The 24,598-nt window shown below is 70.7% G+C and carries 22 protein-coding genes and 1 pseudogene; 17 read left to right on the forward strand and 6 right to left on the reverse strand.

What is annotated here, in order from left to right; translation table 11 throughout:
- Positions 1-63 precede the first annotated feature (63 nt).
- The 6 genes and pseudogenes from araA to R6Y94_RS01355 all read left to right on the forward strand — a co-directional run bounded on the left by araA (position 64) and on the right by R6Y94_RS01355 (position 7,382).
- On the forward strand, positions 64-1,605 hold the full coding sequence (araA, locus tag R6Y94_RS01335) for an L-arabinose isomerase (RefSeq protein WP_318393870.1): 1,542 nt from the start codon (positions 64-66) through the stop codon (positions 1,603-1,605).
- A 133-nt stretch (positions 1,606-1,738) separates the two neighbouring features.
- Complete coding sequence (gene chvE / locus R6Y94_RS01340; RefSeq protein ID WP_318393871.1) at positions 1,739-2,866, forward strand: multiple monosaccharide ABC transporter substrate-binding protein; 1,128 nt, start codon at positions 1,739-1,741, stop codon at positions 2,864-2,866.
- Between the two features lie 108 nt (positions 2,867-2,974).
- Positions 2,975-4,588 (forward strand): multiple monosaccharide ABC transporter ATP-binding protein, encoded by a 1,614-nt coding sequence (gene mmsA / locus R6Y94_RS01345; protein ID WP_318393872.1) that lies wholly within the window; start codon positions 2,975-2,977, stop codon positions 4,586-4,588.
- A 6-nt stretch (positions 4,589-4,594) separates the two neighbouring features.
- Complete coding sequence (mmsB, locus tag R6Y94_RS01350) at positions 4,595-5,857, forward strand: multiple monosaccharide ABC transporter permease (RefSeq protein WP_318393873.1); 1,263 nt, start codon at positions 4,595-4,597, stop codon at positions 5,855-5,857.
- 143 nt (positions 5,858-6,000) lie between these two features.
- Positions 6,001-6,288, forward strand: a pseudogene (locus tag R6Y94_RS44970) (glycoside hydrolase family 15 protein); the annotation flags it as partial.
- A gap of 614 nt (positions 6,289-6,902) precedes the next feature.
- Complete coding sequence (locus R6Y94_RS01355) at positions 6,903-7,382, forward strand: hypothetical protein (protein ID WP_318393874.1); 480 nt, start codon at positions 6,903-6,905, stop codon at positions 7,380-7,382.
- 98 nt (positions 7,383-7,480) lie between these two features.
- On the opposite strand, the gene R6Y94_RS01360 is transcribed toward R6Y94_RS01355, so the two are convergent.
- Positions 7,481-8,272 carry an NAD-dependent deacylase gene (locus tag R6Y94_RS01360; protein WP_318393875.1) on the reverse strand — a complete coding sequence of 264 codons (792 nt, stop codon included), beginning with the start codon at positions 8,270-8,272 and terminating at the stop codon, positions 7,481-7,483.
- A gap of 335 nt (positions 8,273-8,607) precedes the next feature.
- Here R6Y94_RS01360 and R6Y94_RS01365 point away from each other — a divergent pair, with 335 nt between their 5' ends.
- The 3 genes from R6Y94_RS01365 (at position 8,608) to R6Y94_RS01375 (ending at position 10,641) form a co-directional block, all read left to right on the forward strand.
- Positions 8,608-9,399, forward strand: coding sequence for a histidine phosphatase family protein (locus tag R6Y94_RS01365; protein WP_318393876.1), 792 nt, complete (start codon positions 8,608-8,610; stop codon positions 9,397-9,399).
- A gap of 90 nt (positions 9,400-9,489) precedes the next feature.
- Positions 9,490-10,344 carry an AraC family transcriptional regulator gene (locus R6Y94_RS01370; protein ID WP_318393877.1) on the forward strand — a complete coding sequence of 285 codons (855 nt, stop codon included), beginning with the start codon at positions 9,490-9,492 and terminating at the stop codon, positions 10,342-10,344.
- 126 nt (positions 10,345-10,470) lie between these two features.
- Positions 10,471-10,641, forward strand: coding sequence for a hypothetical protein (locus R6Y94_RS01375; protein ID WP_318393878.1), 171 nt, complete (start codon positions 10,471-10,473; stop codon positions 10,639-10,641).
- A 163-nt stretch (positions 10,642-10,804) separates the two neighbouring features.
- Here the strand turns inward: R6Y94_RS01375 and R6Y94_RS01380 are convergent, their stop codons facing one another.
- Positions 10,805-11,764 carry a methionyl-tRNA formyltransferase gene (locus tag R6Y94_RS01380; RefSeq protein WP_318393879.1) on the reverse strand — a complete coding sequence of 320 codons (960 nt, stop codon included), beginning with the start codon at positions 11,762-11,764 and terminating at the stop codon, positions 10,805-10,807.
- Positions 11,765-11,961: 197 nt separating this feature from the next.
- Between R6Y94_RS01380 and R6Y94_RS01385 the strand changes: the two genes are divergently transcribed.
- The 3 genes from R6Y94_RS01385 to R6Y94_RS01395 all read left to right on the forward strand — a co-directional run bounded on the left by R6Y94_RS01385 (position 11,962) and on the right by R6Y94_RS01395 (position 15,787).
- Positions 11,962-13,323 (forward strand): lysine N(6)-hydroxylase/L-ornithine N(5)-oxygenase family protein, encoded by a 1,362-nt coding sequence (locus R6Y94_RS01385; protein WP_318393880.1) that lies wholly within the window; start codon positions 11,962-11,964, stop codon positions 13,321-13,323.
- 146 nt (positions 13,324-13,469) lie between these two features.
- Positions 13,470-15,062: a polyprenol phosphomannose-dependent alpha 1,6 mannosyltransferase MptB gene (gene mptB / locus R6Y94_RS01390; protein WP_318393881.1), complete on the forward strand. Its 1,593-nt coding sequence runs from the start codon at positions 13,470-13,472 to the stop codon at positions 15,060-15,062.
- Positions 15,063-15,103: 41 nt separating this feature from the next.
- Positions 15,104-15,787 carry a CPBP family intramembrane glutamic endopeptidase gene (locus R6Y94_RS01395; protein WP_318393882.1) on the forward strand — a complete coding sequence of 228 codons (684 nt, stop codon included), beginning with the start codon at positions 15,104-15,106 and terminating at the stop codon, positions 15,785-15,787.
- Between the two features lie 17 nt (positions 15,788-15,804).
- Here R6Y94_RS01395 and R6Y94_RS01400 read toward each other — a convergent pair whose 3' ends face one another.
- Positions 15,805-16,236, reverse strand: a complete 432-nt coding sequence (locus R6Y94_RS01400) for a CU044_2847 family protein (protein WP_318393883.1) — start codon at positions 16,234-16,236, stop codon at positions 15,805-15,807.
- 267 nt (positions 16,237-16,503) lie between these two features.
- On the opposite strand from R6Y94_RS01400, the gene R6Y94_RS01405 reads away from it, so the two are divergent.
- On the forward strand, positions 16,504-17,226 hold the full coding sequence (locus R6Y94_RS01405; RefSeq protein ID WP_318393884.1) for a restriction endonuclease: 723 nt from the start codon (positions 16,504-16,506) through the stop codon (positions 17,224-17,226).
- Between the two features lie 108 nt (positions 17,227-17,334).
- Here the strand turns inward: R6Y94_RS01405 and R6Y94_RS01410 are convergent, their stop codons facing one another.
- A complete protein-coding gene (locus R6Y94_RS01410) occupies positions 17,335-18,000 on the reverse strand; it encodes a helix-turn-helix domain-containing protein (protein ID WP_318393885.1) in 666 nt (221 codons plus the stop codon).
- Between the two features lie 45 nt (positions 18,001-18,045).
- Here R6Y94_RS01410 and R6Y94_RS01415 point away from each other — a divergent pair, with 45 nt between their 5' ends.
- Complete coding sequence (locus R6Y94_RS01415) at positions 18,046-19,398, forward strand: M14 family zinc carboxypeptidase (protein ID WP_318393886.1); 1,353 nt, start codon at positions 18,046-18,048, stop codon at positions 19,396-19,398.
- A gap of 45 nt (positions 19,399-19,443) precedes the next feature.
- A complete protein-coding gene (locus tag R6Y94_RS01420; protein ID WP_318393887.1) occupies positions 19,444-19,860 on the forward strand; it encodes a PPOX class F420-dependent oxidoreductase in 417 nt (138 codons plus the stop codon).
- Between the two features lie 122 nt (positions 19,861-19,982).
- On the opposite strand, the gene R6Y94_RS01425 is transcribed toward R6Y94_RS01420, so the two are convergent.
- Both R6Y94_RS01425 and R6Y94_RS01430 read right to left on the reverse strand, forming a co-directional pair.
- Positions 19,983-21,368: a glycoside hydrolase family 5 protein gene (locus tag R6Y94_RS01425; protein WP_318393888.1), complete on the reverse strand. Its 1,386-nt coding sequence runs from the start codon at positions 21,366-21,368 to the stop codon at positions 19,983-19,985.
- Between the two features lie 12 nt (positions 21,369-21,380).
- Positions 21,381-22,475, reverse strand: a complete 1,095-nt coding sequence (locus R6Y94_RS01430) for a LacI family DNA-binding transcriptional regulator (RefSeq protein ID WP_318393889.1) — start codon at positions 22,473-22,475, stop codon at positions 21,381-21,383.
- Between the two features lie 326 nt (positions 22,476-22,801).
- On the opposite strand from R6Y94_RS01430, the gene R6Y94_RS01435 reads away from it, so the two are divergent.
- Together R6Y94_RS01435 and R6Y94_RS01440 are read left to right on the forward strand one after the other, a co-directional pair.
- A complete protein-coding gene (locus R6Y94_RS01435) occupies positions 22,802-23,716 on the forward strand; it encodes a sugar ABC transporter permease (protein ID WP_318393890.1) in 915 nt (304 codons plus the stop codon).
- The gene (locus R6Y94_RS01440; protein WP_318393891.1) at positions 23,709-24,590 is read left to right on the forward strand and encodes a carbohydrate ABC transporter permease; all 882 of its coding nucleotides are present in this window, start codon (positions 23,709-23,711) and stop codon (positions 24,588-24,590) included. Before R6Y94_RS01435 ends, R6Y94_RS01440 begins: the two co-directional genes overlap by 8 nt.
- Positions 24,591-24,598 lie beyond the last annotated feature (8 nt).

Raw genomic sequence — 24,598 nt, forward strand, 5'->3', positions numbered from 1 at the left:
TGTTAGCGGTAACACTCGGCTCGCGACGTGATCGCGACCAGACAGTCGGGGCTGGCAGGAGCCATGCCCCAAGTAGGAGAGGTGGACATGCCGCCGGCCACGCATCCGCAGATCTGGTTCCTCACCGGGAGCCAGCACCTGTACGGTCCGGAGACCCTCGACCAGGTCGCGTCCCAGTCGCAGCAGATTCTGCGCACGCTCACCGGCTCCGGTCAGATCGTCGCGGACATCGTCTGGAAACCCGTACTGACCGAGGCGTCGGCGATCCGCGCTGTCCTGCTGGAGGCGAATGCCGACCCCGGCTGCCTCGGCGTGATCGCCTGGATGCACACCTTCTCGCCGGCAAAGATGTGGATCACCGGCCTGGACGCGCTGCGCAAGCCGCTGCTGCACCTGCACACCCAGCTCAACGAGGCGCTGCCCTGGGAGTCCATCGACATGGACTTCATGAACCTCAACCAGGCCGCGCACGGCGACCGCGAGTTCGGGTTCATCCAGACCCGACTCGGACTGGCCCGCAAGACGGTCGCCGGGCACGCCTCCGACCCGACCGTGGTGGCCCGGATCGACGAGTGGGCCCGCGCCGCGCTCGGCCTCGCGCACCTGCGCAACCTCCGGCTGGCGCGCTTCGGTGACAACATGCGCGACGTCGCCGTCACCGAGGGCGACAAGGTGGAGGCGGAGCTGCGGTTCGGCGTCTCGGTCAACACCTACGGGGTCAACGACCTGGTCGAGGTGGTGGACCGGGTCGCCGACCAGGAAATCGAGCGCCTGGTCGGCGAGTACGCCGACACCTACCGGCTCGCCCCCGAGTTGGCCAAGGACGGCGACCGGCACGAGTCGCTGCGGTACGCGGCCCGGATCGAGGCCGGGCTGCGGCAGTTCCTCGCCGAAGGCGGCTTCGGGGCGTTCACCACGAACTTCCAGGACCTCGGCGGGCTGCGGCAACTTCCCGGGCTCGCCGTGCAGCGGTTGATGGCCGACGGCTACGGCTTCGGCGGCGAGGGCGACTGGAAGACGTCGACGCTGCTCGCCGCGGTCAAGGCGATGGGCGTCGGGTCCTCCCGGGGCACCTCGTTCATGGAGGACTACACCTACCATTTCGGACCGGGCGAGCCGAAGATCCTCGGCGCGCACATGCTCGAGGTCTGCCCCAGCATCGCGAGTGGGCGGCCGTCCTGCGAGATCCACCCGCTCGGCATCGGCGGCCGGGAGGACCCGGTCCGGCTCGTCTTCGACGCCACTCCCGGTCCCGGGGTGGTGATCGGGATGGCCGACCTCGGTGAGCGGTTCCGCCTCGTCGCCAACGAGATCGAGGTGGTGCCGCCGGACGAGCCGATGCCCCGGCTCCCGGTCGCCCGCGCGGTGTGGAAGCCGGCACCGTCGCTGAGCACCTCCGCCGAGTCGTGGCTCACCGCCGGGGGGCCGCACCACACCGTGTTGACCCAGGCGGTGGGCGCGGCCACGCTGCGCGACTTCGCGGACATGCTGCACACCGAGCTGGTGCTGATCGACGAGCGGACCACGACCGCGGACTTCCGGGACCGGCTGCGCTGGAACCAGGCATACCACCGACTCGCCCAAGGGCTGCCCGGCCGGGGCTGACCCTGACCCGTTAGGCCCGCGCCGGGGCAGCATCGCCCGGGCGGGCCCGCCCCGCCACCTCGCCGGCCGTCCCGTGACCCGGGCCGGCGGCGGACCGGAAACCCGCACGCCGTACCAGGAAATGGAGGACCAGATGAAATTCGTCCGGCTCGCGGCGGTGGCCAGCGCCGCCACGCTCGCCGCCACGCTCACCGCGTGCGGATCGAGTACCAAGACCGTGGACCAGGAGGCCGGCTCCGGCGACAACGCCGGGGCGCTCGTCGGGGTCACCATGCCGACGAAGTCCTCCGAGCGGTGGATCCACGACGGCAACAACGTCAAGGCGGGTCTGGAGAAGCTCGGTTACACCGTCGACCTCCAGTACGCCGAGAACGACATCCCGGCCCAGGTGAACCAGATCGAGAACCAGATCACCAAGGGCGCCAAAGTGCTGATCATCGCCTCGATCGACGGCACCGCCATCACCACCCAGTTGCAGAACGCGGCGGACAACAAGATCCCGGTCATCGCGTACGACCGGCTGATCCGCAACAGCCCGAACGTCGACTACTACGCCACCTTCGACAACTTCAAGGTCGGGGTGCAGCAGGCGACCTCGCTGCTGGTCGGGTTGAAGCTGAAGAACTCCGACGGCAGCGACGGCACCGCCAAGGGACCGTTCAACGTCGAGCTGTTCGCCGGCTCGCCGGACGACAACAACGCCACGTTCTTCTTCAACGGCGCGATGTCGGTGCTCCAGCCGTACATCGACAAGGGCACCCTGGTGGTCAAGAGCGGGCAGAAGGACTTCAAGACCGTCGCCATCCTGCGCTGGGACGCCGGCACGGCGCAGCGCCGGATGGAGGACCTGCTGACCAAGACGTACGGTGGCGGCACGAAGGTCGACGGGGTGCTCTCGCCGTACGACGGGCTGTCGATCGGCATCCTGTCGGCGCTGAAGAGCAACGGCTACGGCACGGCCGGGCAGCCGTACCCGGTCGTGACCGGCCAGGACGCCGAGGTCGCCTCGGTGAAGTCCATCATCGCCGGTGAGCAGTACTCGACCGTCTACAAGGACACCCGGCAGCTCGCCGAGGTGGCGGTCAAGATGGCCGACGCGGTGCTCAAGGGAAGCAAGCCCGAAGTCAACAACGAGAAGGACTACGACAACGGCAACAAGGTCGTGCCCTCCTTCCTGCTCGACCCGGTGATCGTCAACAAGGCCAACTACAAGGCCACGCTGATCGACACCGGGTACTACAAGCCGGAGCAGCTCCAGTAGTACGGTCGCGGCGGTCGCCCCGGGTCGATCCCCGAGGCGGCCGCCGCGCCATGCCGGCCCGACCGGCGACACCGGCCGACCCACCGACCCTGGAGGCGATCCGTTGGCATGACCGACGACATTCTGCGGATGCGGGACATCACCAAGACCTTTCCCGGGGTACGGGCACTGCACGAGGTCAGCCTCTCGGTGCGCCGGGGTGAGATCCACGCGATCTGCGGCGAGAACGGCGCCGGGAAGTCCACCCTGATGAAGGTGCTCTCCGGGGTCTACCCGCACGGCTCGTACTCCGGGGAGATCTCTTTCGACGGCGAGCCCTGCGAGTTCTCCGACATCCGGGACAGCGAGCGGCGCGGGATCGTCATCATCCACCAGGAGTTGGCGCTCTGCCCGCAGCTCTCGATCGCCGAGAACATCTTCCTGGGCAACGAGCGGGCCAGCCGCGGCCTGATCGACTGGAACCGGACCAACCACGAGGCCGCCGAGCTGCTGGCCCGGGTCGGACTCTACGAGAACCCGGTGACCCAGGTCAGCGACATCGGTGTCGGCAAGCAGCAGCTCGTCGAGATCGCCAAGGCGCTCTCCAAGCGAGTCCGGCTGCTCATCCTCGACGAGCCCACCGCGGCGCTCAACGACCGGGACTCGGCGCACCTGCTCGACCTGCTGCGCGGCCTGCGTGACCAGGGCATCACCTGCGTGATCATCTCGCACAAGCTGAACGAGATCGCGGCGATCGCCGACCGGATCACCATCCTGCGGGACGGCCGGACGATCGAGACCCTGGACCCCGAGTCCGACCAGGTGACCGAGGACCGGATCATCTCCGGGATGGTCGGCCGGGACCTCGACCACCGGTTCCCGCCGCGCGAGCCGCGCATCGGCAGCGAGGTGCTGCGGATCGAGGACTGGACGGTGCACAGCCCCAGCCAACACGGCCGGGTGGTGGTCTCGAACGCCAACCTCACGCTGCGGCGCGGCGAGATCGTCGGGCTGGCCGGGCTGATGGGCGCCGGCCGTACCGAACTCGCGATGAGCGTCTTCGGGCGCTCGTACGGGACGGACATCTCCGGCCGGCTGGTCAAGGACGGCCGGGAGATCAGCGTACGGTCGGTGCGGGACGCGATCCGGCACGGAATCGCGTACGCGACCGAAGACCGCAAGCGGTACGGCCTCAACCTGATCGAGGACATCAAGCGGAATGTCTCGGCCGCCGGCCTGACCCGGCTGGCCCGGCGCGGCTGGGTCGACGACCACCGGGAATACCAGGTCGCCGACGAATACCGGGCCAGCATGAACATCAAGGCGCCGAGCGTGCTGAGCGTGACCGGCAAGCTCAGCGGCGGCAACCAGCAGAAGGTCGTACTCTCGAAGTGGATCTTCACCAATCCCGACGTGCTGATCCTCGACGAGCCGACCCGGGGCATCGACGTCGGCGCCAAGTACGAGATCTACTCGATCATCAACCGGCTCGCCGACGAGGGTAAGGCCATTCTGGTCATCTCGTCGGAGCTGCCCGAACTGCTCGGCCTCTGCGACCGCATCTACACCCTCTCCGCCGGCCGGGTCACCGCCGAGGTGCCCCGCGCGGAGGCGACCCAGGAGCACCTGATGCGGTACATGACCAAGGGCCAGGCCGACCACGGCGACGCCCGCACCAGCTCGGGCGATCCGGGTCCGGCGGCCGCCGGCCGGCCGGGCGACCCGACGAACGGACAGGAGTAGACCTCGATGAGCGCCACCGCACCCACCAACGCCGACGTCGCGGTGAGCGGACCCGGTCTCGGTGAACCGTCCGCCCCGGCCGGCGGCGCCGGCCGCCGGCTGTCGGTGAACCTGCGGCAGAGCGGCATCTACGTCGCCTTCGCGCTGATCGTGCTGCTCTTCTCGGTGCTGACCGACGGGGCACTGCTCCAGCCGCAGAACATCTCCAACATCGTCGTGCAGAACTCGTACGTGCTGATCCTGGCGATCGGCATGATCCTGATCATCATCGCCGGGCACATCGACCTCTCCGCCGGCTCGGTGGTGGCGGTCACCGGGGCGATCGCGGCGGTGCTGATGGTCGAACACGACGTACCGTGGCCGCTGGCCCTGCTGATCACCCTCGTCGCCGGCGGGCTGATCGGTGCCTGGCAGGGGTTCTGGATCGCCTACTTCGGCATCCCGGCCTTCATCGTGACCCTGGCCGGCATGCTGCTGTTCCGGGCGCTCACCCTGACCGTCCTCGGCAATCAGGGCATCGGCCCGTTCCCGGACCCGGTGCGTACTCTCGCAAACGGCTTCACCGAGGGCTATCTGGGCAACGTCGGGCTCGGCCCGCTGGGCGGGGCTGACCTGTTCAGCCTGCTGGTCGGGATCGCGGCGATGGCCGGCATCGTGCTGGTGCAGTGGCGCGGCCGGGTGGCCCGACTCGGCTATCAGCAGAGCGTCGAGCCGCTTCCGCTCTTCGTCCTCAAGCTCGTCCTGGCCGGCGTCGTGGTGATGACGGTGATCGTGCAGCTGGCCCGGTTCAAGAACCTGCCCTGGGTGCTGATCCTGCTCGCAGGGCTGATCCTGGCGTACTCGCTGCTGACCAGCCGGGTCGTCTTCGGCCGGCAGATCTACGCCGTCGGCGGCAACCTCCAGGCCGCGACCCTGAGTGGCGTCAAGGTCAAGTCGGTGATCTTCTGGATCTTCGTCAACATGGGTGTACTGGCCGCGCTTGCCGGAGTCATCTTCGCCGGCCGGCTCAACCAGGCCGGGCCGACCGCCGGCAACGCCTTCGAGCTCGACGCCATCGCGGCGGCGTTCATCGGCGGGGCGGCCGTGCAGGGTGGCGTCGGCAAGGTGGTCGGGGCGATCACCGGCGGTCTGATCATGGGCGTCATCAACAACGGCATGTCGTTGATGGGTGCGCCCAGCGAGCGGGTGATGCTGGTCAAGGGTGCGGTACTGCTCGCGGCGGTGGCCTTCGACGTCTGGACCAAGCGGCGCGCCGGAGCCTCCCGGTAGTACCCGCTCCTCGTCGATCGGGGAGCGCGGCTCGTCGTCGGTACGGCGAGCCGCGCGGCGTCGGAGGGCCATGGCGCTTACGGTGGAAATCCGGATGAACCATCAGGATCGTGGTGGCGCCGGAGCCGGGCGTGCCCGATGCCGTGCGACCCACTCGGGAGTCGGGGAGGCGGGCCGATGGCCGATCCGGGACGCGCCTCGGAGAGCGGGCCCGCGTCGGCGGCCTGCCCGGCGCGGAGGCCGCCTTCCTACCCTGCTCGTTCTGGCTGGCTCAGGCCCTCGCCGCCACCGGACGGCGGGTCGAGGCGGTCGAGCTGTTCGAGGCACTCCTTGACCGGGCGAGCCCGTTGGGTCTCTACGCCGAGGAGATGGACCCGGTCACCGGCGCCCACCTCGGCAACTATCCGCAGACCCTGACCCACGCCGCGCTGATCCAGGCCGTGCTCGCGATCCGGTCCGCATGGTCCAGGACGCCACCTGCGAACACCCGTGCCCGTACCCGCCGGAACCGGGTGGCCGCGCACCGTCCGTCGCTCCGGGCGGTGCTGACCGGTGGCAGCCGCCGCCTGCCGGGCGTCCGTCGGGACCGGCTATCCGCTCACGTCGGGCGGAAGGGTCGATGTCACGGCGATTACCCTGCCATGCCGGCAGGCGCCTCGCCCGTGCCTCGCCGCCGGGACGACCGACCTCACCGGACGGTCGACCGTGTTGCTCCGGCCCGAAGGGGCGGTGATGCTCCCGGCGACGATCCCGTCCGGTGTGCGGGTCGCGTCGACGGACGTCAGCCGGCCGAGCGTCCGGTAGTGATCGAGGACCGGGGCGACGGCGGACCGGTAGGCCCGAGCTCTGCGCTGGCCTGCTCCGGGGCGTCGTCGGGACGTCGGAGCGATCTCCCGCCGCACCGGTCGTCCGCATCCCGGGCCCCGAGAGCGTGCGGAGGGCCGGGCGAGCGGCCAGCGTACGGCGGGGAACCTCCGGGGGTGCGGAGGTTTCGTACGATTCCCAGGGTCCGACGACCGCTCGTCCCCAGACCCGAAGGAAGAACGTGGACTCGTCCCTCGCGATCCTCATCGGCGGCACGGCTATCTGCGCTGGCGCCGTCGCCTACCTGGTTCTTCTTCGCGACCTCGGCCCGCGGCGCGCCGCGGGGGCCGCCGGAGCCGTGACGATCGGCATCACCGCCAGTTTCCTGTTGATGCTCTACCTCGCCACGCTCGCCCTTCCGGCCGTGCTGGGTTTCGTCGCCGTCTTCGCCGCCGGTGTCGCCTACCCTGTCTTCCTGCGCGACCTCGGGCCACGCCGGGCCGGTGTGGCCGCCGCGGGTGCGGCTGCCGTCGTCGCCGCGAGCTTCCTGCTCGTGGTCTACCTCGCGGTGATCGCCTTCATCGCCGCCATCGGCGTGTACCTGCTGCTGCGGGTCCGGGTCCGGATCGCCCCGGCGTTGGTGCTCATGGCGACCACCCTCGGCGGGCTGCTCGCCGCCTCCGCACTCGTCTTCTGGGTCAGCCTCACCTACGTCATGTGACGCGCACCTACGTCAGCTGGGGCTCACCGATGTCAGGTCGGGCGGGTCCGTCCCGTCCGGCGGATCACCTCGTCCCGATGGGGGTCCCGTCCGGCGGATCACGTCGTCCCGATGGCGTCCCGTGCGGCGGCGACGAGGGCGGGCAGCACGTGGGCCGCGGTGCCGCGTAGGTTGATCGCGCAGACCTCGTCAAGCGGTGTCGGTTCCGGGTTGACCTGCATAACGGTGGCGCCGGAGCGTGCCGCGATCCGGGGAATCTCGGCGGCGGGATAGACGACACCAGAGGTACCGACCGTCAGCAGGACGTCGCAGCTCACCGCGGCTTCGACCGCCGCGGTCAACGCCGCCTCGGGCAGTGCCTCCCCGAACCACACCACACCGGGACGGACGAGCGCGCCGCAGTGTCTGCAACGGGGCGGTGGCACCCGGCCGCCCTCGTCCGGTCCGGCGGTCTCGCCGTGCGGCGTCTCTGGCAGGGCCGCCGGGTGGGCGTCCTCGGCGATGCAGCGGGGCGCGAAGAGGCTGCCGTGCAGATGGACCGGGGATCGGGAGCCGGCCCGCTCGTGCAGGTCGTCGACATTCTGGGTGATGACCACGGTGTCCGGGACCAGAGCCTCGATGGCGGCCGTGGCTAGGTGCCCGGGATTGGGCTTGGCCCGCCGTACCCGGGCGCGCCGCCACTCGTACCAGCCCCAGACCAGGTCCGGGTCGGTGTGGAACGCCTCCGGGGTGGCGAGTTGCATGGCGTCGAAGCGGGCCCACAGCCCGGTCAGGTCATCGCGGAAGGTCGGCACACCGCTTTCGGCCGACATCCCGGCGCCGGTGAAGACGACGACCCGACGCGCCTGGCCGAGGGGAGCGGCCGCATCGGGCGGCAGGGCGTACTCCATCCGGGAGATCCTGCCACCACCGCCTCCGTCCCGACGTGCGCGGCCGGAACTTAGAAGCCGTCGGGCGTGCTGGTCGTGGCGATCCGCGATGAGACTGCCGTGCGGCGGCCGGCATGGAGCGGCGGAGCAGCACCGCCGCTTCGCGCGGGACCTGCCCAGGGCGAGCGCCGGCCCGGCGCGGCGCGCCACGAATCCGGATCCTCGACCCCCGGTCCGGGCGGGGGTCAACGCCGCTCGGCGGCGGTCCGAGCGGGGCGGACGGCGTCGCACCGGAACGAGGTGTGGGACGCTGGTCCGGATAGGATCCCGAGCCGTCGGCCGTCGGTGGTGACGAGGTGGTGTTGGACGAGGCGCCCCGCCCGCTCGCGTCGACGGACGGCGTGCACGCGGGCGCGTCCGGCGGCCCGGACGGCGACCGCCGGATCCGCGGTCTCGACCTGACGGTGGTGCGGCACGGCCAGAGCACCGCGAACGTGGCGTTCGCCGTGGCCGAAGCGGCCGGTCACGGCGAGACGGGTCTGGTCGGCCGGGACCGGGACATTCCGCTGTCGCCGTTGGGCGAGAGGCAGGCCGCCGCGGTCGGGCGGCGTCTGGCGGGGTTGCCGGCGGGGCAGCGGCCGGAGGTGGTGATCTGCTCGCCTTACCGGCGGGCGCGGCAGACCTGGCGGTTCGCGGTGGCGGCTGCCGACGCGGCCGGTGTCCGGCTGCCGGCGCCGCTCATCGACGACCGGTTGCGGGATCGCGAGATGGGCGAGCTGGAGCTGCTGACGAGGGCCGCGATCGGGGTACGGTTCCCGGGCGAGGCCGCCCGCCGGCGGGAAACCGACGAACTCCGGTACCGGCCGCCCGGCGGCGAATCGCTGCTCGACGTCGGGGACCGGCTCGCGCCGCTCCTCGCCGACCTGCGCACCTCCCACGCCGGCCGGCGACTGCTGCTGGTCGCCCACGACTCCGTGGTACTCATGCTGCGTCACCTGATCGAGCGGCTGTCGCTGGCCGAGCTGTGCGCCGTGGTCGCCGCCGGCCCGGTCGCCAACGCGTCGTTCAGCACCTGGGTTGACGGGGACGACGGCCCGGTGCTGGTGGAGTACGACGTTGTCGATCATCTGCCCACCGATCCCGCCTGAAGGCTCCCGGCGACCCGGGCCGGGCGGAGGCGTCGGGTCGGGTACGGCCTTTCGGTAGCTCTTCGGTCGGCGGCCGTAGGCTCGGTCGTCATGGTTTCCGCAGCTACGCCCCAGCAGGGGCCGCCGGCCGGCCGGGGGCCGTGGCGGCGCGACGACCTGACCGACGTGGTGCTGCTGGTCGGCCCGGCGCAGGCGTACCGCGACGCGGTGCACGACGACTTCAAGCTGGTGCTGCTGGAGGGGCATGGCGGTACGGTGCGGCGCCGCGACGCCGGGTACCGGGTGCCACCGGGCCGGCTGGTCGTGCACCATCCCGGTACGGCCCACGCCGGCACGCCGGACGACCCCGACGGACGGTGGCGGGTGATGTGCGTACCGGTGGATCTGGTCGCCGAGGTGACCGACCCGGTGCGGCTGCGGTTCGACCCACCGGTGCTGCCCGATCCCGGCCTTGCCCACCGCTACGTGGAGCTGTTCGGGCTGTTCGAAGGGCCGACCCCGGCGCTGGCCTGCGAGGCGGGCCTGTTCGACCTCGTGCTGGCGCTGGCCAAGGTCGCCGGTGCGGCGCCGCCTCCGGGCACCGTCCGGGCCGCCGCGATCGCCGAGCCGGCGCGCGACCACCTCGCCGCGCACCTCGACCAGAACGTCACGCTGGCCGCGCTGGCCGGGGTGACCGGTACCAGCCGGTTCGGCGTCACCCGGGCCTGCGTCGCACACTTCGGACTGCCGCCGCACGCGTTGCACCTGCGGCTGCGGCTCGACCACGGGTGCGAGCTGATCCGGCGCGGCGTGCCGCTGGCCGAGGCGAGCGTGCTGACCGGCTTCCACGACCAGGCGCATTTCGCTCGTACCTTCGCCCGGACGTACGGGATGACTCCCCGCCAGTTCCGCGACTCGTGGACGGGACGCCCCGGCCCGTACCGGAAGCAGGTCCGCCGCCTCTGAGCGTGGGTACGCAGGCCGAACGGCCGCAGGTCGCTGGCGGTTGACCTATTGACATTCGATAGGTAACGAGTGATAGTCGGCGACGCCACGGTCCGGTTTCCGCGTCGTCGGCGTGGGTTGCTGCCGGTGCGCTGGTACCACGGCACCTTCATCCTGGACGCCCGTCGGGTGCGGGTCCCGACCGCACGTGGCACCCGCCCGTTCTGGCTGCGGCTGGCCCGACATCTGTCCTACCCGGCCGACCGGGTCCGGTCGGTCACGCTGCTTGCGAGGGTGGCCGGCTGTTCCTTGATGTGACTGCCGAGGTTCCGGTGGCGGAATACGAGCCGGGGTGTGGTCCGGACCCGTGGCGGGGGTGGATTTGGGGGCGATCCATCCGTACGCGGTCGCCGGCCCGGACGGGCAGGGTCTGTTGGTGTCGGGACGGGCGGTCCGGGCCGAGCACCGCCAACACACCGCACTAGAGCCGGCCGTCCGGGTAGCGGGTCAGGTAACCGCCCATGGTCCGGAAGTAGTCGGTGGCGGCGTACTCCTGGCCGTCGTCGGTGCGTACCCGGGTGATCGCCAGGCCGGGCCGCTGCCCGCGCCGCGCGTCGGCGCCGGCCACGATCACCACACCGTCGCCCTCGCGGTAGAAGATCCGGCCGGGCGTGCCGCCGTAGCGGGCCTCGGAGACCCGGGCCGCCAGGATCCGCAGTCGCGCGCCGTCGTGGTGGGTGAAGGCGTTCGGGTACGGGTCGGACTGCGCCCGCACCAGCCGCTCGAGCTCCTCGGCCGGCCAGTTCCAGTCGATCCGGCTCTCCTCGAGCGAGCGCTTGTGGAAGAAACTCGCCTTCGACCGGTCCTGCGGGGTCCAGTCGGTGCGTCCTGAGGCGATCAGCGCCAGTCCGTCCACGGTGATCGGGCCGAACAGCTCCAGCGTGCGGTGGAACAGGTCGGTGGTGGTGTCGGTCGGGCCGACCGGTATCGCGCGTTGCAGCACGATGTCGCCGGCGTCGAGGGTCTCGTCCATCAGGTGCGCGGTGACTCCGACCTCGCGCTCGCCGTTGAGTAGCGCCCAGATCAGCGGGCTGAACCCGGCGTACGCCGGCAGCAGCGAGTCGTGCACGTTCAGCGTTCCGTACGGCGGCAGGTTGAAGATCTCCGGCGGGATCCAGGTACGCCAGTTGGTCGCCACGATCACGTCGGGTGCCGCCTGCCGGAGCCGCTCCAGCAGCTCGGGATCACCGGGTCGCTTGCGCAGCAGCACCGGTACCTCGTGCTTCTCGGCCAGTTCGGCCACCGAGTCGTCCCAGATCTTCTCGTACGCGTGCTCACTCTTCGGATGCGTGACGACCAGGGTCACCTCGTGCTCGGAGTCCAGCAGCGCCTGTAGGGTGCGGTGCCCCCAGGTCTGGTAGCCGAACATCACAACCCGCATCGACGGTCTCCTCTTCGGTCGGTCTGTCTCGCCCTGGTCGCACTGGTCAGGTGGTCCATATTGTTCTTGACCTTGGTGTAGGTTAGCCTAACCTAAATGCCACGGATGGTCGACCGTCCGCGCCAGCCGCACCGGGTCCGTACGGGATCCAGTCCTCCACCACGCCGCCGACCGGCCGGCAGACTGATGGGACAGGTATGTCACGAACCAATCGCAGCGACGATTCCCAGGTCCACGATCTCCTCGGCATCGGCTTCGGCCCGTCGAACCTCGCCCTGGCCATCGCCATCCGCGAGGCGACCGCCGGCCCCGGCCGGATCGACAGCGCCGTCTTCCTGGAGCGCCAGCCCAGCTTCGGCTGGCACCGGGGGATGCTGCTCGACGACGCCACCATGCAGGTGTCGTTTCTGAAGGACCTGGTGACGCTGCGCAACCCGGCGAGCGGGTTCAGCTTCCTCTGTTACCTACAGAGCCGGGGTCGGCTGATCGACTTCATCAACCACAAGAACCTCTTCCCGTCCCGGGTCGAGTTCCACGACTACCTGGAGTGGGCGGCGGCCCAGGTCGACGACATGGTCCGGTACGGGCACGACGTGGTCGACGTACGCCCGGTCTGGCGGGACGGCGAACTCGACCACTACGAGGTACTCGCCCAGGCCGGCCCCTGCTCCGCCGCCCCGGTCAGCTACCGGGCCCGCAACCTGGTGCTGGGCGTGGGGCTGCGGCCGTACCTGCCGGACGGGATCACTTTGGACACCCGGGTCTGGCACAGCCGCGACCTGCTGCCCAACCTGCGCGGCCTGGTCCCGTCGGAGCCGTCCCGGTTCGTCGTGGTCGGCGCCGGGCAGAGCGCGGCCGAGGCCGTCGACCACCTGCACCGGGAGTTCCCCGCCGCCGAGGTCTGCGCGGTCTTCTCCCGGTACGGCTACAGCCCGGCCGACGACAGCTCCTTCGCCAACCGGATCTTCGACCCGGCGGCCGTGCAGGAATACTTCACCGCTCCGCCCGAGGTGAAGGAGATGATGCTCGCCTACCACGGCAACACCAACTACTCCGTGGTCGACCAGGAACTCATCGACGAGCTGTACCGGCGCGTCTACCAGGAGAAGGTACGCGGCGTCGAGCGGCTCCGGATCCTCAACCTGTCCCGGCTGGTCGAGACGGTCCGTACCCCCGAGGGGGTGCGGATGGTGGTGGAGTCGCTGGTCACCAACGAGAAGACGGTGCTCGACACCGACGTGGTGGTCTTCGCCACCGGATACCGGCCGGTCGACCCGTTCGACCTGCTCGGCGAGGCGGCGCAGGTGTGCCTGCGGGACAACGCCGGGCGGGCACTGGTCGACCGCGACTACCGGCTGCGGACCGGCCCGGAGGTCCGGGCCGGCATCTACCTCCAGGGCGGCACCGAACACAGCCACGGCATCTCCTCCTCGCTGCTCTCCAACACGGCCATCCGGGCCGCCGAGATCCTCGGCTCGATCTGCGCCCGCTCCGCCGACCCGGCACTCGACCGCGAACCCGAGTACGCCGGCGCGCCCGGCTCCGCCGGACTCCGCTGACTCGCCGGCCGTTCCCGTCGCCGGTGCGCGCCGGACTGTCGGCGGATGTTCGGGGCTGTCCGCGGTCGGCGGACGGTCGGCGGATGTTCGCCGGCAGGTAGCCGGGAGCGGGTCGGAGGTTCACCTGCCCCGGTAACCCTGCGCGAATGCGGGAGAGCCTCTCACCGGCCCGACTGCGCTGGCTGGGCCTGCTCGGCAGCGCACTCATGGCCGCCAGCGCCCACCTGGCCGGCTCGGCCACCGACCGGGGGCCGGGCTGGGCGGTCGGCGTCGGGCTGTGGCTGGTCGGCGCCGGTGGACTGGCCGCCGTCTGGTGGCGACTGCGCACCGTCGCCGCGCCGGGCTGGTTGCTGGGTACCGGCGCGCTCTGGGCGGTGCCGCTGCTGCTGGCGCCGCCGCTGGGCAGCTCCGACGTCTACGCGTACGCCTGTCAGGGCGAGATCGTCCGGGCCGGGCTCGACCCGTACGCGGTGGGGCCGGACGCGCTGCCGTGCCGGTGGTTGGACTGGGTCGCGCCGAGTTGGCGGGACACGCCCGCGCCGTACGGCTCCCTCTGGCTGCTCGTCGAGGGGGTCGCCGCGAGCGTGTCGGCCGGCAGCCTGCCGCTGGCCGTCACGGTGCTGCGGCTGGTGGCGATCGTCGGCGTGCTGCTGGCCGCCGCCGCCGGCGCCCGGCTGGCCCGGCACTGCGGCGGGAACCCGGCCCGGGTGGTCTGGCTCGGCGCGATCGGCCCGCTGCCGCTGGTACACGTCGTCTCCGGGGCGCACAACGACGCTCTGCTCGCCGGGCTGGTCGTACTCGGGCTGCTGGCCGCGGCCGAGCTGCGTACCGTGGTCGGCCGGCTGGCCCTTGCCGGCGTCGCGTTCGGGGCCGCCGCCTCGGTCAAGGCCACCGCCCTGGTGGCGGTACCGTTCGCGCTCGCGGTCGTACCCTGGGCGCGCACCGGCCGGCGTCGCGTCGCGGCGGGTGCCGTCCTGACCGGCGCGACCCTCGGCACCGTCCTGCTGCTGGCGGGCGTGACCGGGCACGGCCTCGGCTTCGTCCGGAGTTGGCCGGCGACCGCCGGCAGCGTGCAGTGGTCGTCGATTCCGACCGGGGTCGGGATGGCGGTCGGCTACGGGCTACGCGCGGCGGGCCGGCCCGAGGCGTTCGGCGGCGCCGTCGAGGTCGCCCGGTTGCTGGGGCTGGCGGCGCTCGGCGCCGTCCTGCTGCTCGCCTGGCGCCGGGCGCTGCGCGGCGGCGTCGCGGTCGCCGTACCGGCGGCCGGGGTGGCACTGCTCGCCACCGCGCTGCTCGGCCCGGTTTTCTACGCCTGGTACGCCCTTGCCGGGGTCGCCGTGCTGGCCGCCGCCGCACCCCGGGGACGGCTGGGTACCCTGCTCGACGCCGGCTCCGCCGGGCTGGTCTTCCTCACCCTGCCGGACAGCCTCGGACTGGTCACCAAGACCAAGGTCCCAGGAGCGCTGCTCGACCTGGCCCTGGTCGGCTGGCTGCTGACCCGCTGGGCGGGGCGGAGGCCGGCCGGGCCGGCCCGGATGCCGGCCGGGCGCTCGCGGGAGTTGGCACGACGTTCACCTCTGGTGTCCGGGCCTGCGCGGATGCTGGTGAGACGCTCACGGACGGTGCTCGGGCGCTCCGGGGAGCTGGTAGGGCGGTCGCGGAGGTTGCTCGGCCGGGTCGACGCGTGGCGGCGGCGCCGGGTCCGCGCCGTCCTCAGGCAGCGCCGGTCGCCGGTGTAGCGGGTCGCCCGCTGTTCACCTCGGCAGGGCACCCTTCGTGGGTGACCGCCGACCTGATTCCGGCCGCCGGACCGCCCGCCGTGCCGCCCACGGCCGCCCGCCGCGGCTACCTGGCCGTCGAGTACACGCTGCTCTTCTTCGGCGCGGTGCTCGGCTACGTGCTGGCTGGCAGTCCGGGTAGCCCGATCCCGCCGTTGCTCCTGCTGGCCGGCCTCGCCGCCGGCTACCTGTGGCGGCGCCCGGACTTCGACCGGCGGAGCTGGTGGGGCCGGGCGGCGCTGCGTGCCGAGTGGCTCCCGATGCTCCGGCTGTGGACGGTCGCCGCCGTACTGGCGGTCGCGGCACTGGCGGTGCTCGCCCCGGACCGGCTCTTCGCGCTGCCCCGGCAGTCGCCGCTGCTCTGGGCAGCGATCATGGTCTTCTACCCGCTCTTCTCCGTCTATCCGCAGGAGCTGATCTTCCGGGGCTTCCTGATGCACCGGTACGCCCCGGTCTTCGGCTCCGGGCGCTGGCTGGTGGCGGCCAGTGCCGTGGCCTTCGGGTTCGTCCACCTGATCTTCGGGAACGCCCTGTCGGTGCTGGCCACCCTGGCCGGAGGCTGGCTCTTCGCCCGCCGCTACCAGCGCACCGGCTCGCTGCTGGTCGCCTCGGTCGAACACGCCCTGTACGGGCTGCTGGTCTTCACCGTCGGGCTGGGCGACTTCTTCTACCACGGCGCGGCGTAGGTGTCCCGCCGGGCTGGTCAGCCGGCGGTCGTCGGCGGGTCCGCGACGGCCGATCGGTCGGACGTGTGGTCGGGGTCTGCGGCCTGCTCCTCGGGGGCGCCCCGGTCCGGCTCAGCGGTGCCGGGAACCGGTTCGGCGCGGCGGTTCCACTCGAAGGTGACCTTCATGTGCGCCTCGCCGGTGGTCTCGGCGACCACAAAACCACCCTTCGCGGCGACCTTGAGACCGAATTCGATCGCCACCCGGTCGGCCCCGCCAGCATCGCGGGCCCGTGCGGCCGCACTCTGGGCGAGCCGGTGGAACCGGTCGAACGCCTCGCCGAACGTCTCCGACAGCCGGGCGACCACCTCGCGGGGACGACCGGCCGGCGCGACTCCGGTGACCTGGTGGGTCACCTCGACCAGCACCGTGCTGTCGTCGTCGACCGGAATCTCCACGTAGTAGGTCATTGCCGTCCTCACCGGTCGACGAACTGCGGCCGGCTCATTCTAGTGGCGGACTACCACCCCTTCGGACGGTCGGCGAAGCCCTCGGTCGAACGCCGACCCGGCCACCTTGTCCGCCGTCGATACCCTCGAAGGTCCAGTGCGGAGCGACGCGGTTGCGAGCGGGAGGCCGGCCGATGCCCCACCTCACGTCGTCGGACGTACGCAGCTCTGGAATGTGACACCGCGAGTGGTGCGTCGGCTGTCGTCCATCCCCGGCCAGGAGGCCTGATGCCGCGAGTGCAGTCGTACACCCGCCGGGACGGCACCCGGGTCAGGGGACACTACCGATCCCGTACGCGCCGGCCGCGCCTCCGCCGCTCGTACACCCGCCGACGCCGGGGAGGCAACCCGGCGTCGGACCGGTCGGGCTGGTGGCTCGCCGGAGTGGCCGGCGCGCTGGTGCTGGGCTGGCTGGTCGTGGACTTCGTCCAGCGGCATCCGGTCCGGGCCCTGGCCATCGCGGTCGGCCTGGTAGCGGCCGGCGCCGGGATCCTGACCCTGCTGGTCAGGGCGCGGTTCCGCGAGGAGGCCGACGCGGCGGTACGGGCCCGGCACGTCGAGACGACCGACACGATGACCGGGCCGGATTTCGAGCGTTGGGTGGCTGCCCTGCTCAGCAGGTCGGGATTCTCCCGGGTGACCGTCTGCGGCGGTGCCGCCGACCGGGGCGCGGACATCACGGCTGTCGCCCGGGACGGGGGCCGGGTGGTCGTGCAGTGTAAGCGGCACAGCACGGGGAACCGGGTGGGCAGTGCGGCGATCCAGCGCTTCGCCGGCACCTGCCGCAGCATTCACCGGGGCGAGATCTGTGTGATCGTCACCAACGGGTTCTTCGCGGCCGGTGACGGACTGCGGCTGGCCCGTGAGTTGGGAATCGGGCTGGTGGACCGGTCGGCGTTGGGGGAGTGGGCGTACACCGGGCTGCCGCCCGCGGCGCTGGGTCGGCGCTGAGCAGTCCATCCCGTGGGGTGGACCGGTCTGCAGCTCCGGCATGTACGCGTTGAGGTAGATCCGGTGCCAGCAGTCGATCGACCGCTTCGACCCGGCTATGCGCGTTGGTTAATGCGGTTGTGGCGGTGCTTGCGGTTCGGTGGCATGAGCGGCGGGACGGTCAGCGGTGTTAGCGGGTGGAATATTGTCGAGCGCGGCGCACGCGTCGGCGATCAGGCTGGCGTCGGCGGGGATGTCTCGCAAGAGGCAGCCTTGGAGAAGACCGCGGGCGAGCCCGGCGGCCGCGGTTGCGACTCGCTGCGCCGATAGCTTGTCGAGGATGACGCCGTGCGCGGCTGGCCGGCCGGTGAGGGCTGTGCCGAGTGTGTCGACGACCGGGTCGCCGTCCTGGCGCACCTGGTCGGCGAAGCGTCTGTCGTGCAAGGCCAGGGTCGTCAGTTCAAGCTCGAACAGGTACAGGCGCCGGAGGCCGGGCGTTGCCGCGGCACCGGCCATCACCGTGCCGAAGCGGTGGAGTACCTCGGCCGCCGTGCACCGAGGCGGCAGGTTCACCTTCAGGTGAGGTAGCAGTTCATCCCGGCAGGAGGCGATGGCTGCATAGAACAGCTCCCGCTTGCCGCCGAAGCTTGAGTACACCGCGCCGGTCGTCAGGTCGGCCCGGGCTGCGATCGCCTCGACGGTCGCGGCCCGGTATCCCTGGGTGGCGATCAGGTCGATCGCGGCCTCCAGCAGCGCCTGCCGGTTCCTCTGCTGGATCTGCGCTCGCGTTGCCATCGTTCTCCTTGAGATAGCGTCCTTATCCAAGTAATGTCATTATCCATGGATTCGGAGTTCGCCGCGATTCTGGACGGCATCCCGCGCCAGCATTGCTTTCCCGGTCCCGACCAGGTTGGGGAGCGGCTGGCCGCGATAGCGGACCGCTATCCAGACCTGGCGTGCCGCCAGCGCGTCGGCACCTCCCGTGAGGGCAGGCCCATCGAGTTGCTGAGCATCGGTTCTGGCCCGTGCGATGTGCTGGTGTTCGCCGGCCCGCATCCCAACGAGCCGGCCGGCTTTCTCACCGTTCCGTACTTGGCCGAACTGCTCTGCACCGATGAGGCCCTCCGTGAACGGCTGGACTGCACCTGGCATCTCATCGGTTGCGTCGACCCCGACGGCGCGCGGCTGAACGAAGACTGGTATGTCGGCCCACTCACACGCCGGCACTACGCCCGCCGGCACTACCGGCCACCGTTGCGCGAGCAGGTGGAGTGGACGTTCCCGCTTCCGGGTGGCTCGGATGCCGGGCTGCCCGAATCCCGCGCGCTGATGCACGCGATCGATACTCTTCGGCCACAGTTGATGTGCTCGCTGCACAACGCCGAGTTCGGCGGCGTGTACTACTACATCGGCGAGGAGCGGCCTGACATCGCTGACGCGCTGGCCGGCCTGTCCGCATGGACCGGCATCCCGCTTCACGTCGGTGATGCCGAACTGCCCGGCACCAGGCGCATCCGCCCCGGCGTGTTCGCCGTCCCGTCGCTGAGAGCAGCCCATCACGCCATGACCGGGATCGGCGGTCCGATGGGCGCTTTCAGCCTGCACTACGCCGGGCGGCGCGGCGCCTTTCCCCTCGTCATCGAAGTGCCTCTCTGGGCCAGCCCGCAGAGCGCTGAGGAAACCACGTGCGATCAGCGGTGCTCCGGCGTGCTGGCCGCCACGGCCGACATGCTGCAAGCGGTCTCCCCGGAGATTGGCGAGGCCATCGATCCGGTACTCGAAATGATGACCACTCCTGGCTCGCCGTTCGCCCGTTCCCTGGCCGACGTTCGCCGGACTGCCAGCGCCCTGGCCGCAGCGCTTCGCGAGCAGGCACGGCAGGCCGGTGACGCCCTGGCCACCGTCGCCGAACGATTCGCCGCGCGGCAGACCGCCCACACCCTTCGGCTGCGCGCCTGCGGTACTGCATTGCGGCTGCTCGACGAAGAGGCCAGCCGCGGCGCTCACACGCCGGCCGTCCAGGATGCCCGCCACGCCCTCGACGACCTGTTCACGGACTGGGTGAATGACGCTGATGCTGACGCACCGTGCACACCCGTGCCGCTCCACCGCCTGCTCGGCGCTCAACTCGGCGCCATCCTCACCACCGCAGCACTCCTTACCGAGGCGCACTCAGCCGGCACCGGCCGGTAGTACGCCTCTCGCGCAGCGAGCACCTGCCTGACCGGAAGAGAAGAAATGGACCCTGCACAGGCCCGCGAATTTCTGCGAACCCATCACCACGCCGTTCTCAGCACCTTCCGCAAGGACGGGCATCCCCAGCTTTCACCGGTCATCGTCGCACTTGACGGCACCGGCCGAGTCGTGCTCAGCACGACCAGTGCGCGAGCCAAGACCCGTAACCTACAGCGGTGTCCGCAGGTCTCTGCATGCGTCTTCACCAGCCCGTTCTTCGGGCCATGGGTACACATCGAGGGCACGGCCGAGATCCTGCCTCCAGCCCTGGGCCTGGATCGTGAGGCCCTGGTAGGCCTCCACAGCGCGCTCAGCGGCGAGTACCCGGACTGGGAAGCATTCAACGAAGGCATTCATGCCGACGGACGCGTAGTCATCCGCTTTGCCGTCGAGCGGGCCAGCGGCATCACCGGGCGATAGAAAGGGCGGCTTTCGTCGACGAGCCGAAGATATCGACGATGATGCCCCGAGCACTTCGACACCTGAACTCGATGATCCTGACCGTGCCCACGGTGCCGGCCCGGCCGGGCGGATCAGGTCGATCAGGCCAGGTGCGCGCGCAGCACCTCGGCCAGCGGCTCCCGGCGTACGCAGGCGTCGAACGCGAACGAGGCGGCCAGCCGTCCGGCCTCGTCCGGGTCCACCCCCTCGAAGCAGCGGCCGAACTCGCCGACCAGCGGCTCGGCGAGCAGGATGTTCCGGACCAGCAGGTTGATCCAGGCCCGGCGCCCCCACGGGTACGGGTCGAAGTCCGGAAACTCCCGCGCGAAGAGTTCCTCGATCGGGTCGAGGATGTGCCGGACCTCCCGGTCGACCCCGCCCCACGAGTCGGAGCCGAGTCGGGCCTTCTTTGCCACCACGGGTGCGATCCGCTGCCGGTACGGGCTCTGCTCGGCCGCGTACACCAGGCCCTGCAACCCGATGTCCTTGTAGGTCCAGAGCGCCCAGCTCGCGCCGTGTTCCCGGTAGATCTCGAGCTGGTCGGCGAGCAGTCGGAGCCGGGAGGCGTCCCGTTCCGGTTCACCGGTGTAGACCGGGCCGAACTCGCCGATCCAGATGGGTGTCCCGGTGCGGCGCATGAACTCGGTGCGGCGCAGGAAGGTGCGCTGCACGGCCGCCCGGTCGAAGTACTCACCCCGGGTGGTACCGGGATACTCGCTGCCGGCGGCGATCCCGGGCAGCGCGTAGTCGTGCGCCGTGTAGACCGTGTTCGGGTACGGCTCGGTGAAGGCCGCGAAGTCGGTGGAGTAGCGGTTGCCGTCCAGGAAAAGTACGTGCCGGTCGTCGACCTCGCGGACGGCCCGGACGAGCCGGTCGTAGAACGGTCCGATCACCTCACCTGAGGCATCGGCCGGCTCGTTCACCGGGTTGTAGCCGGCAACAACGGGATTGTCCCGGTAGCGGTCGGCGATTGCCTGCCACAGGTGCACCACCCGGTCCTGGAAGTGCCGGTGGGTCCAGAAGTGTGCCCAGTGCGTCGGGTTGTCGCTGTGCCAGTTCTGGTTCTGGTAGCCGGGCACGGCGTGCAGGTCGAGGATGACGTGCAGGCCGGCGTCCGCGCAGAGCCCGACGATCCGGTCCAGCCATCCGAATCCGTCCGGCTTGAGCAGGAACGGCCGGTCGTCGTCCTCGAAGTGGCGGTAGCTGAACGGTACGCGTACCGAGTTGAGGCCGAGCGAGGCCAGATGGCCGGCGTCCTCGGCGGCGAAGAAGTCGGTCAGGAACCGGTCGAAGAACCGCTGGTAGCCCTCCGGGCCGAGCGCGCGGCGCAGGGCCTTGCGCTGCTGCGACTCGGTGCCGGGATAGCCGGTGATGAAGTTCTCCATGTTGAGCCAGCCGCCGAGGCCGACCCCGGCGAGCCGGACGGTCCGCCCGCTCGCGTCGACCAGCCGCTCCCCGTCGACCCTGATCCAGCCCGGTCCGGTCACCGTTACCACCGCCTACGCTCGTCCGGCCGGTACCGGCCCGGTGCTGTCCCGGACCAGCAGTCGGGGTTGGAAGTGCACGTCGTGCCCGGCCGGACCGCCGCCCAGCAGCGCCCAGAGCCGATCCCAGGCCTGCCGGCCGAGTTCGTTGCGGGGGATCGAGGCGGTGGTCAGCGGCGGGGTGGTGTAGCGGGCGAACGGGATGTCGTCGAAGCCGGTCACCGAGAGGTCCCTCGGTACCCCGATGCCCAGCTCGTGCAGGCCGCTGAGCGCGCCGAACGCCACCATGTCGTTGAACGCGACCACCGCGGTCGCGCCGCTGCGCAGCACGGCCCGGGCCGCCGCGTGCCCGTCGTCGAAGGTGGCGCCGCAGGACAGTTCGGTGAGCGCGCAGACCGGTTCGGCGCCGCAGGTGTCCCGGAGTGCGGCCTGCCGTTCCCGGTTGGACGTGCTGGCCGCCGGGCCGGCCAGGTAGACGATCCGGCGGTGGCCGAGGGACCGCAGGTGGGCCACGATCGCGGCGATCCCCGCCGCGTAGTCGACCGAGAGCGACGGCACGTTGCTGCCCGGCAGGTCCCGGTTGACCAGGACGAGCGGGGCGAGCCGGTCGCTGAGGGCCCGCAGTTCGGCCTCCGGTACCCGGGGCGACGCCAGGACGAGCCCGTCGGAGCGGCGCCGCGCCTCCACGGCCAGGATCGCCTCCTCGGCGACGTTCTCGTTGGACTCGGCGACCAGCAGCCGGTGACCCCGGGTGGCGGCGGCGTGGCTGAGCCCGCGCAGCACGTCCTGGAACATCGGGTTGGACAGGTCCGGCACGATCAGCGACACCGTGCTGGTACGCCCCAGTGCCAGGCTGCGGGCGACCAGGCTGGGTTCGTAGTTCAGCGCCTCGGCGGCGGCGCGGACCCGGGCGGCGAGGTCGGCCGCCACGGTCGGGCTGCCGTTCATCACCCGGGAGACGGTCGCCCGGGAGACTCCGGCGGCCTCGGCGACCCGGCCGATCGTGGCCGAGGGGCGGTCCGGCCGGGCGGATCTGCGGCGAGCTTGTCGCGATCCGCCGGTCGGTTCGTCGGCCGACTGCCCGGCGCGGCGGTCTCCGGTCAGGCTCATCTCGAATCCCCCAAGGGTGGCCGCCGCGCCGACCGTCCACTGAGGATATCGGGCAGTGGTCGTCCGCTGACGCCCTGGTGGCCATCTCGTGGGCACCGAAGATACCGGTTACCCGATCTTGGAAGCAACCGGTTTCTCCCACCCGGCCACCGGCGTGTGCTGCGATGTTTCCACAGCTAGTTAGCGAGTGTTCGATGCGTTGACAGTTGATGTTGGCTTTGTTAGAAACTGGTTACCCAGCCCGGATGTGGGCCGTGCGGGCATGGCGGGCATGACGGGCAGCACGAGGCTCCACCCGCGACGTATCTCCGCCGAAGGGTGCTCCGATGAGCGATCGCACGGGCAGACCCACCGCACGGTCCGGGCCACGCCGCCGGGAGACCCGGGTGGCGTACGGTTTCCTGACACCGTGGATCGTCGGGATGGTCGTGTTCACCATCGGGCCGATCCTGGCCTCGCTCTATCTCTCCTTCACCGACTACACCCTGCTCAGCCCGCCGGAGTGGCTGGGGCTGGAGAACTACCGGCGGATGCTTTCGGACTCCCGGCTGCACAAGTCGCTGCTGGTCACCTTCCAGTACGTCTTCGTCTCCGTACCGCTGCAGCTCGTCCTGGCCCTCGGCCTGGCCATGCTGCTCAACCGGGGCGTACGCGGGCTGCCCATCTACCGGTCGGTCTACTACCTGCCGTCGCTGCTGGCCGGAAGCGTCTCCATCGCGATCCTCTGGCGGCAGATCTTCGGCAGCGAGGGGCTGATCAACCAGTTGCTCGCCAAGGTCGGTGTCGAGGGTGTGAGCTGGGTGTCCCATCCGGACTATGCGCTCGGCACCCTGGTCGTGCTGAACGCCTGGACGTTCGGCGCGCCGATGGTGATCTTCCTGGCCGGGCTCCGCCAGATCCCGAGCATGTACTACGAGGCGGCCTCGGTCGACGGCGCCGGCGCCGTCTCGCAGTTCTTCCGGATCACCATCCCGCTGCTCACCCCGATCATCTTCTTCAACCTGATCCTCCAGATGATCGGCGCCTTCCAGAGCTTCACCCAGGCGTTCGTGGTCAGCGGCGGCAGCGGCGGCCCGGCCGACTCCACCCTGCTCTACACGCTCTACCTCTACGAGCGCGGCTTCGGCTCGTTCGAGATGGGCTACGCGTCCGCGCTGGCCTGGACGCTGCTGGTCATCATCGCCGTGCTGACCGGCGTCAACTTCCTCTTCGCCAAGCGATGGGTGTTCTACGGTGACTGACCTGACCACCGCCGCCGGGGCGAGCGTACGGCCGGCGGCCCGCGCCGACCCGCCCGTGCGGCGGATCTCCAAGCACGCCCTGCTGATCGTCTTCGGCGTCGTGATGATCTATCCGCTGCTCTGGATGGTCTCCAGCTCGGTCAAGCCGACCGAGGTCATCTTCCGGGACCCGTCGATCTGGCCCCGCGAGTTCGATCTCGGCAACTACACCGGCGGCTGGACGGCGCTGGAGCATCCGTTCCAGCACTACCTGTGGAACTCGGCGGTGATCGCGATCGCCTCGATCGTCGGCAACCTGCTCTCCTGCTCGCTGGCGGCCTACGCGTTCGCCCGGCTGGAGTTCCCGGGCCGGCGGGTCCTCTTCGCCGCGATGCTCGCCACGATGATGCTGCCGATCCACGTGCTGATCGTGCCGCAGTACGTCCTCTTCTCACAGCTCGACTGGATCAACACCAGCCTGCCGCTGATCGTGCCGAAGTTCCTCGCCACGGACGCCTTCTTCATCTTCCTGATGGTGCAGTTCATCCGCTCCCTGCCCAGAGAGCTGGACGAGGCGGCCCGGATGGACGGCTGCGGGCACCTACGGATCTACTGGCGGATCATCATGCCGCTCTCCGTACCGGCGCTGGCCACCTCGGCGCTGTTCACCTTCATCTGGACCTGGAACGACTTCTTCAGCCAGCTCATCTTCCTGACCAACCCCGACCTCTACACCGTCCCGGTCGCGCTCCGGTCCTTCATGGACGGTCAGGGCGAAACCGCCTGGGGTCAGCTCTTCGCCATGTCCATCGTCGGACTTGCGCCGATCTTCGGCTTTTTCCTCGCCGGCCAGCGTTATCTGACGCAGGGGCTGGCTACGACCGGCCTCAAGTGAACCGTTCC

Origin of the sequence: Plantactinospora sp. KLBMP9567 (genome assembly GCF_033446045.1) — a bacterium.
In the GTDB taxonomy this organism is placed as follows: domain Bacteria; phylum Actinomycetota; class Actinomycetes; order Mycobacteriales; family Micromonosporaceae; genus Plantactinospora.